This window comes from Tepidicella xavieri (genome assembly GCF_004363315.1).
GTDB lineage: Bacteria > Pseudomonadota > Gammaproteobacteria > Burkholderiales > Burkholderiaceae_C > Tepidicella > Tepidicella xavieri.
Genome location: NZ_SNYL01000013.1, coordinates 54,247 through 63,498, shown reverse-complemented (window position 1 = coordinate 63,498; position 9,252 = coordinate 54,247). Strand labels below are relative to the sequence as shown.

The window sequence follows — 9,252 nt, the reverse complement described above, 5'->3', positions numbered from 1 at the left end:
GATCAGTTCGTCCATTGCTGCCAGGTTGGCGATGAAGCCGCCGAGCTTGGCTTGGCGCTGGTCCTGCACGAACAGGTCAGCGCCAGGCTGGTGACGCCAGAAAGACGAGGGCTTGATGCGCGGGGTGATCATGGGCGACATCATGCCGGCTCACTGGCGACAACGGTTAGGGAGGTTTCGAGAAGTGCCCCAAAGGCACTTGGGCTGGCTCGCCCCAACTGCTTCACCTCATCAGGTTCCGCCTGGGAACTCCAGGCAGAACCGGGTCCTGCCCTGCGCGGACGTCACGCTGATCGATCCTCCATGGGTTTGCATAATGGCGCGGGTAATCGCCAATCCCAGCCCTGCGCCGTCGGTTTCCGGATGTGACCGCGATGGGTCAGCACGGTAAAACCGATCGAACAGGCGCGGCAGTACCCTCGGGTCGATGTCCTCGCCGGTGTTCTCGACGCTCACCCGGGTGGCTTGGGAAGACTGGCTGATCTCGATCGTGACCTCGCCATGTGGCGGGGTGTGGCGCAGCGCGTTCGAAAGCAGATTGCTCAGGGCACGGCGGAACATCAAGCGATCACCGACGATCTCGCCCTCACCACGCTGAGCCAGTCTGACGCCCTTCTCCTCGGCGACCGCCTCATAGAACTCGATCAGGGCGTGCGTTTCCTCGGCTGCCGAGAAACGTTCCCGGTTCGGCAGCATCATCCCGCGTTCGGCCTTGGCCAGGAACAGCATATCGGACACCATGCGGCCCAGACGCTGCAGTTCCTCGGCATTGGAAGCCAGAATCTCCCGGTAGGTATCGGCATCGCGCCGGGTAGCCAACGCGACCTGGGTCTGGGTCAGCAGGTTGCTCAGGGGGGTGCGCAGCTCATGCGCCAGATTCGACGAGAACTCCGACAGTCGCGTGAACGCGTCTTCCAGCCGGTCCAGCATCTTGTTGAGTTCGTGAGCCAGATCGGCCATTTCGATGGGTACCGCCTCGACGGGCATGCGCTGGTGCAGCCGCTGGCTCGTGAGCGTGGTGGCTCTGGATTTCATGGCACGCAATGGCGCCAGCCCCTTGTACGCGGCAAACCAGCTCAGCAAGCCACAGATGACGATCGTCACGACGGCATAGGTCATCAGGGTGCGCCGCAACTCCAGCATGAACCGTGTGTGATGCGCCGTGTCCATGGCAACGAGGATGTCCAGCCGCGTCGTTGCGTCATAGGCTGGAATAACCCGGACACGCATCCCGCGAAACGCCTGCCCTGCGTCGGCCCAATGGATCAGCGCGTCGTTGCCGTTGCCTTCATCCGCCGGTGACAGTTCGCGCGGGAGGCGAAATCCTTCGGACTGGAAGAGCGTTTCACCTTTCGAATCGTGGACGCTGACGTACAGCCCGTGATGGTGGCTCAATGCCTCACGCAGCAGCCACTTGGCGTCCTCGGTCGAATTGGATCGCGCCAAAATATCCTCGATCAGGTGCTGCTTGTCCTGCAGCGCCATGTGATCCAGCTCGATGAAATGCCGATCGGATGCAGCGATGACCAACAAGGCCAATCCAAACACCACAGCCCCAGCCGCCAACGTAAAGAAGAGGGTGAGCCGGGTCGTCAGTGACAGGGAGCGAAACATTCAGCGCTCCTCCGGTGCTTCCAATACGTAACCCATGCCACGTACGGTGTGGATCAGCTTGACCTCATGACCCTCATCAATCTTCGCGCGCAAGCGCCGGATGGCCACCTCGATCACATTGGTATCGCTGTCGAAATTCATGTCCCAGACCTGCGAGGCGATCAGCGAGCGGGGCAGGACCTCGCCATGACGGCGCATCAGCAGTTCCAGCAAGCCGAACTCTTTGGCCGTCAGGCTGATTCGTCGCCCGCCGCGTGAAACGCGTCGGCGCAGCAGGTCCAGTTCGAGATCGGCCACGCGCAGCACGGTGCTCTCGTTGCCACTGCGCCCCCGGCGCAGGATCGTGCGCACGCGGGCCAGCAATTCGGCAAAGGAGAAAGGCTTGACCAGATAGTCGTCCGCACCGAGTTCAAGGCCTTTGACCCGGTCTTCCACCTGATCGCGTGCGGTCAGGAACAGCACCGGCATCTGCAGGCCGCGATGGCGCAAGGACTGCAGTACCTGCCAGCCGTCGAGGCCGGGCAGCATCACATCCAGGATGACCAGGTCGTACTCGCCCTGCAAGGCCAGGTGCAGGCCATCCGTGCCGTCTTGCGCCAGATCGACCACGAAACCCGCTTCGCTCAAGCCTTGTCGCAGGTAGTCGCCCGTTTTGGGTTCATCTTCGACGATCAGTATCTTCATGAGGGTGCTCGGCCGTATCGAATAGCCGCTAGTGTGACGATTTTGGGTGCACCTGACATGAAGATAACAAAAATGTAATCGGACGAACAGCATCCTGACAGGGGTGGCTCCATAGCATCTCACCCACGACTTCAGTAACTCATCGCGAGGATCCCATGCCACCTTTGAGACCGTTTCATTCACCATGGCCGTCCGTGCCCTCGCGGCGGCGCTTCGTGCGCGGCTTGGTCGCCGGCGGCGTGATGGTCGGCCTGTCACCCTGGGTGCGTGCTGCGGCGCAGGGGCTGGCCGACACGCGCACGGGTACGGCGCCCGTGCTCAGCGGCACGAACATCGACCTGGTGGCTGCCGAGTCGCCGGTCAACTTCACCGGCAGGCCAAGGATGGCGACCACCATCAACGGCTCCATCCCGGCGCCGACGCTCAAACTTCGGGAAGGCGACACGGTCACCATCCGCGTCACCAACCGCCTGCGCGAGGCCACCTCGATCCACTGGCACGGGATCATCCTGCCCTACCAGATGGACGGGGTGCCTGGGGTCAGTTTCCCGGGCATCGCCCCTGGCGAAACCTTCACCTACCAGTTTCGCCTCGAACAAACCGGCACCTACTGGTATCACTCGCACTCCGGCACGCAGGAGCAGACCGGCATGTACGGGGCCTTGATCGTCGAGCCGCGTGAGGCAGACCCTATCCGCGCCGACCGCGACCATGTCGTGCTGCTGTCCGACTGGACCGACGAAGACCCCATGCGGGTGCTCGCCAAGCTCAAGGTGCAAAGCGACTACTACAACTTCAATCAGCCGACGGCCATTGACTTCTTCCGCGACGTCGCCGACATGGGGCTTTCCCGCGCACTCGACAAGCGTGCGATGTGGAACCAGATGCGGATGAACCCGACCGATCTGGCCGATCTCTCGGGGGCGACACTGACCTACCTGATGAACGGCGTCACCCCTGCCGGCAATTGGACTGGCCTGTTCCGGCCGGGCGAGCGCGTGCGTCTGCGGTTCATCAACGGCGCGGCCAACACCTTCTACGACGTGCGCATCCCGGGGCTCAAGATGACGGTGGTGCAAAGCGACGGGCAGAACGTCGAGCCCGTGACCGTCGATGAGTTCCGCTTCGGGCCGGGCGAGACCTACGACGTGATCGTCACGCCCCGAGAGGACGCCTACACGATCTTCGCGCAATCGATGGAGCGAACCGGCTTCGCCCGCGGCACGCTCGCGGTGCGCGAGGGCTTGAGCGCCGCCGTGCCTGCGCTCGATCCCGTCGAATGGCTCACCATGGCCGACATGATGGGCGCGATGGACCACGGCGCGATGGGGCATGGCATGCCGGGCATGAAGCACGACATGTCCGGCATGAACCATGGCGCGATGGCCATGGATCACGGCCAGCACGCGATGCATGGCATGACAGGCGGCGCGATGGCCAAGCCCAGCGCCACGGTCCGTCACGCACGCACGGAATACGGCCCAAGCACGGATATGCGGGTGGACATGCCGCGCACCAATCTTGACGATCCGGGCATTGGCCTGCGCAACAACGGCCGGCGCGTGCTGACGCTGGCCGACCTCAAAACGATCGGCGGCCCTCTCGATCCTCGCGGGGCCGAGCGCGAGATCGAGCTGCACCTCACCGGCAACATGGAGCGCTATACCTGGTCGCTCGACGGCCTCGAGTTCGGCAAGAGCACGCCGGTGCATCTGAAGTATGGCGAGCGGGTGCGCATCATCCTGCACAACGACACGATGATGACCCACCCGATGCATTTGCATGGGCTGTGGAGCGAGGTGGAAACGCCCGACGGGCAGTTCCTGGTGCGTCGCCACACCATCCCGGTGCAGCCCGCGCAGCGCGTCAGCTTCCTCGTGACCGCCGACGCCCTGGGGCGTTGGGCCTGGCACTGCCACCTGATGTTGCACATGGACATGGGCATGTTCCGCGTGGTGGTCGTGTCATGAAACTCATCCCAAGTAGATTCGCCATGAAACCCTGTTCTCTCTTCACTGCGGCGCTGGTGTTGCTCGGTGCGGCACCCGTCTGGGCGCAAACAACGATGGAAGGCGGCGGCCATGCCGGGCACCCGGGCACGGCTGCCGCCCCAACGCGAGCCGAATCGCCCGCGAGCGCCACCATGGACCACGGCAGCATGCGCATGCAAGGCGGAGCCGCCCCCGCCGATGCCCGCGATCCGCACGCGTATGCCAATGGCTTGACCTTGGAGTCGGGCCCTTACGCACTCCCCGGGCCACGGCAACTGCGGCTGTCCGATGAACATGCGTTCGGCAGCGTGCTCCTCGATCGCCTGGAGCGCGTTTACACGAAGGACGGGAACGCGACCGCCTATGAGGCGCAAGCCTGGTTCGGCGGCACCTACGACCGCCTGGTCCTCAAGGCCGAGGGTGACGTCGCCAAAGGCAAACTGGAGGAGGCACGCACGGAGGTCCTGTGGGGCCATGCGATCGCCTCGTACTGGGACACCCAACTCGGGGTGCGGCTGGACAGCGGCGCCGGCCCTGACCGGACTTGGCTCGCTGTGGGCATCCAAGGGCTCGCCCCGTACTGGTTCGACGTCGATGCCACGGCCTACGTCGGCAGCTCGGGACGCACGGCACTGCGCCTGTCGGGCGAGTACGAACTCCTGCTCACCCAGCGCCTGATTCTGCAGCCCCGCATGGAAGTCAATCTGTATGGCCGGCGCGATGAAGCGCGTGGCCTGGGAAGTGGGCTGGCCGATGCGGCGGCAGGCCTGCGCCTGCGTTACGAGTTCTCGCGCCAGTTCGCGCCCTACGTCGGCGTCGAATGGGCTGGCAAGTTCGGACAGACCGCCGATTTTGCGCGCGCCGAAGGACAGCGTACCCGGGAAACGCGTTATGTGGCGGGTGTGCGGCTGTGGTTCTAGAAGCCGCCACGCGCAACTCCGATCTTATTCACCAACCCTAAGGAGAAACCGATGATGAAGAAAACCCTGAGCGTTTTGATGCTGGCCGCCTTGCCTGTGTTGGCGCTGGCCGGTGGGGGCCATCAGGGCGGCCATGGCATGGCCGGGCATGACATGCAGGGCATGCACGGCATGCACGGTTCGATGCACGGTGGCGCATCACACTCCAACGTCGGCAAGCCAGGCGATCCCGCCAAGGTCGACCGCACCATCGAGGTGGTCATGGACGACACGATGCGGTTCACGCCCGCCACCATCACGGTCAAAAAGGGCGAGACGATCCGCTTCTTTGTCAAAAACGCGGGCAAGGTGCCGCACGAAATGGTGGTCGGCTCCTTGCAGGAGCTCAAAGAACACGCTGAGATGATGCGCAAGATGCCCCAGATGCAGCATGCCGAGCCCAACATGGTGACGCTCCAGCCTGGCCAGCGCGGCGGGCTGGTCTGGCAGTTCGATCGGCCCGGTACGGTGGACTTCGCTTGCCTCGTCCCCGGCCATATGGAAGCGGGCATGGCGGGCAAGATCGTCGTCGAGTAAGCAGCATCACCGGGAGTCCTTGTCATGCACCAAACCGGTGATCAACCGTTCCCCCGGCGGCGCAGGCTGCTGCTGGCGGTGCTTGCGCTGAGTCTTCCCTCCCTGGCACCAGCCGCCGCACCGCAGACGCTTGCCGTGCAGGTGTGGAAGGACCCGAACTGTGGGTGTTGCAAGGACTGGATTGCCCACCTGGAGAAAAGCGGATTCCGCGTGAATGCCGTCGACCAGGGCAACGGCGCGGCCCGCGCTCGCCTCGGGATGCCGCAGAAATTCGGTTCCTGCCATACGGCCCTGATCCAGGGCTATGTGATCGAAGGCCACGTACCCGCCACGGACATCCAGCGGCTGCTCAAGGAAAAGCCCCAAGCCCTGGGCTTGGCGGTGCCGGGCATGCCCATTGGTTCACCCGGCATGGACGGGCCGGTGTATGGCGGCCGACGTGATGCCTACCAGGTCTTGCTGGTTGGGAAAGACGGGTCGGCACAAGTGTTCAGTTCCCATCCATGAAGAAACCCCTCACCCGGCGATGAGCGCGACGCATCATGATCACCACCCCGACACGCGTGGCTCGTCCGGCCTGAGCCGGCGTGTCAGGATCGCGTTGCTGATGGTGGCCCTCATCGGCGGCTTCTACCTGCTGCGCGAGCACTGGAGCCATGTCGCAGGCAATTGGGTGTACCTGTTGCTGCTGGCGTGCCCGCTGATGCACCTGCTGCATGGCCACGGCAGGCATGGCGCACTGCCCGACAACCGCCCCGACAAAGAGGCCTGAAGCCATGGACCTGCGATCTGCGCACGACCACCGCCGACACACCCACGACCACCCGAGCGCACAGCAGCGGGCCGAAGGTCTGAAGGACCCTGTCTGCGGCATGGACGTGACCGCGCAGTCCGAGCACCACGTCGAACACGCAGGCCGGCGCTTTTATTTCTGCAGCGCCCGGTGCCGGGCGAAGTTCGTCGCCGAACCGGCGCGCTATGCCCACAGCGGCCACGCGCCTTCGCCTGTCGAAGCGCCGGCGCTGGCCGCAGGAACCATCTACACCTGCCCCATGCACCCCGAGATCCGGCAGGATCACCCCGGTCATTGTCCGAAGTGCGGCATGGCGCTGGAGCCGGTGCTGCCCGATCTCGAAGGAGAAGAGAGTCCCGAGCTGCGCGATTTCCAGCGCCGCTTCTGGTGCACCCTGCCGCTGACCGTCATGGTCACTGTGCTTGCCATGTTCGGCCACCAGTTGCATTGGTTCGAGGCGCGCACACAGACCTGGATCGAACTCGTTCTGTCCCTGCCCATCGTCCTGTGGGCGGGTCGGCCGTTCTTCGTGCGCGGCTGGCAGTCCGTGGTCCATCGCAGCCCGAACATGTGGACCCTGATCGGGCTGGGCACCGGGGCGGCGTTCGTCTACAGCGTGGCGGCGACCGTGGCCCCACAACTGTTCCCGGACTCGTTCGTGTCCATGGGACGGGTCGCGGTGTACTTCGAGGCGGCGGCGGTGATCATTTCCCTGACCCTGCTGGGGCAGGTACTGGAACTCAAGGCGCGTTCGCAGACCTCGGCCGCCATCAAGTCCTTGCTCGGACTGGCCCCCAAGACCGCCCGGCGCCTTCGCGACGATGGCACGGAAGAGGACGTGCCCCTGACGCACATCCATGTCGGCGATCGGCTGCGCATTCGACCCGGCGAAAAGGTTCCGGTAGATGGTACGGTAATCGAGGGCAGCAGCGCTGTGGACGAATCGATGCTGACGGGGGAGTCCCTGCCCGTGACCAAGCGGGTGGGCGACAAGGTCATCGGTGCGACGCTCAATACCAGTGGCGCGCTCGTCATGGTCGCCGAACGTGTCGGCTCGGCGACCATGCTGTCCCAGATTGTGCAGATGGTGGCGCAGGCGCAGCGGTCCAAGGCGCCGATGCAGCGCATGGCCGATGTCGTGGCGGGCTATTTCGTGGTCGCGACGGTGTCCATCGCCGTGCTGACCTTTTTTGCCTGGGGCCTGTTCGGGCCGGAACCGCGCTGGGTTTTTGGCCTCATCAACGCCGTGGCTGTGCTGATCATCGCCTGCCCCTGCGCGCTGGGCTTGGCCACGCCCATGTCGATCATGGTGGCGACCGGGCGAGGGGCTACGCAGGGGGTGCTGTTTCGCGATGCCGCCGCGATCGAGAAAATGCGCCAGGTCGATACCCTGATCGTCGACAAGACCGGTACATTGACCGAGGGCCGGCCGCGCTATCAGACGACGATCCCAGCCGAAGGCTTCACCGCCGGCGAAGCCTTGCGACTGGCTGCCAGCCTCGACCAGGGCAGCGAGCACCCGCTGGCGGAAGCCATCGTCACGGCCGCGCGCGAGCAGGGCCTGGTGCTCTCACGCGCCGAGGAGTTCGACTCGCACTCAGGCATCGGCGTGCGCGGGCGCGTCGATGGACATGCCGTGGCACTGGGCAACACGGCCCTGATGGACCAGCTCGGTGTGGACGTGCGGCCATTGGCCGAGCGGGCGGAGGCGCTGCGCACCGAGGGGGCCAGCGTCATGTATCTGGCCGTCGATGGCGTGCTCGCCGCAGTCCTGGCCGTCGCCGACCCGGTGAAGAAGACCACACCGCAAGCGCTGGCGTCGTTGCGCGCGGAGGGCTTGCGCGTCGTCATGGCCACGGGCGACGGTCTGACCACGGCCAAGGCCGTGGCGGCGCGCTTGGGCATCGATGAGGTGCATGGCGAGGTCAAGCCCGCCGACAAACTGCAACTGGTGGAGCGGCTGCAGCGCGAGGGGCGTATCGTTGCGATGGCTGGTGACGGCATCAATGATGCCCCGGCCTTGGCAAAGGCCGACGTCGGTATCGCCATGGGCACCGGCACCGACGTGGCGATGAACAGCGCACAGATCACGCTCGTCAAGGGTGACCTGCGCGGTATTGCGGTGGCGCGCGCCTTGTCAGTGGCCACGGTCCGCAACATGAAGCAGAACCTGATGTTCGCCTTTCTCTACAACGCACTGGGCATTCCCATTGCGGCCGGCGTGCTGTATCCGCTCACCGGTTGGCTGCTTTCACCGTTGATCGCCGCCCTGGCGATGAGTTTCAGCTCCGCATCGGTGATCGGCAATGCGCTGCGTTTGCGCGGCGTCCGTCTTGTCTGAACACGAGGATCGTCGCGCGTGCCGTGGTGGGTGCTGGTTGCACTCCCAGATCGCTGGGTCTGTCGTATCGGTTGCCACCCGACGTTGGACACCTGATCCCTATCGAGGCCTGGAATGCTCTCGACCACGGCACCTGAGCCGCCTCACACCGATACCGCACTTGGCGCCCAGTCGGCATCGCCATAAGCACTTGCACCGATGTGGCGATGAGTCCGCGCCCCGCCTTGGTGAGCAGGGGCGATGTCCCGCGGATTGTTGAACGGGTGAGCTATTATAAGGTGGCGGCTCCTTTGACCCGCATGTGACCATGCGGGTTGCCTAGCAAGCAACCAA

8 protein-coding genes are annotated in these 9,252 nt (G+C 64.6%); 6 read left to right on the top strand and 2 right to left on the bottom strand.

Translation table 11 applies throughout. The features are described from left to right. Nucleotides 1-231: 231 nt before the first annotated feature. Nucleotides 232-1,614, bottom strand: coding sequence for a heavy metal sensor histidine kinase (locus DFR43_RS10775; RefSeq protein WP_133598526.1), 1,383 nt, complete (start codon nt 1,612-1,614; stop codon nt 232-234). Next, a complete protein-coding gene (locus DFR43_RS10770) occupies nt 1,615-2,298 on the bottom strand; it encodes a heavy metal response regulator transcription factor (RefSeq protein WP_133598524.1) in 684 nt (227 codons plus the stop codon). Between the two features lie 155 nt (nt 2,299-2,453). Here DFR43_RS10770 and DFR43_RS10765 point away from each other — a divergent pair, with 155 nt between their 5' ends. From DFR43_RS10765 to DFR43_RS10740, 6 genes are read left to right on the top strand one after another with little or no spacing between them, the layout of a single operon-like run. Then, entirely contained in the window at nt 2,454-4,268 is a 1,815-nt protein-coding gene (locus DFR43_RS10765; RefSeq protein WP_133598522.1) for a copper resistance system multicopper oxidase, read from the top strand. 23 nt (nt 4,269-4,291) lie between these two features. Continuing rightward, on the top strand, nt 4,292-5,209 hold the full coding sequence (locus DFR43_RS10760) for a copper resistance protein B (protein ID WP_164499733.1): 918 nt from the start codon (nt 4,292-4,294) through the stop codon (nt 5,207-5,209). Between the two features lie 54 nt (nt 5,210-5,263). Beyond that, entirely contained in the window at nt 5,264-5,785 is a 522-nt protein-coding gene (locus DFR43_RS10755; RefSeq protein ID WP_164499734.1) for a cupredoxin domain-containing protein, read from the top strand. A 24-nt stretch (nt 5,786-5,809) separates the two neighbouring features. Beyond that, nucleotides 5,810-6,292 carry a DUF411 domain-containing protein gene (locus DFR43_RS10750; RefSeq protein ID WP_133598516.1) on the top strand — a complete coding sequence of 161 codons (483 nt, stop codon included), beginning with the start codon at nt 5,810-5,812 and terminating at the stop codon, nt 6,290-6,292. A gap of 19 nt (nt 6,293-6,311) precedes the next feature. Further along, nucleotides 6,312-6,557, top strand: coding sequence for a DUF2933 domain-containing protein (locus DFR43_RS10745; RefSeq protein WP_062196592.1), 246 nt, complete (start codon nt 6,312-6,314; stop codon nt 6,555-6,557). A gap of 4 nt (nt 6,558-6,561) precedes the next feature. Beyond that, nucleotides 6,562-8,919 (top strand): heavy metal translocating P-type ATPase, encoded by a 2,358-nt coding sequence (locus tag DFR43_RS10740; RefSeq protein ID WP_133598514.1) that lies wholly within the window; start codon nt 6,562-6,564, stop codon nt 8,917-8,919. The last annotated feature ends 333 nt before the right edge of the window (nt 8,920-9,252 follow it).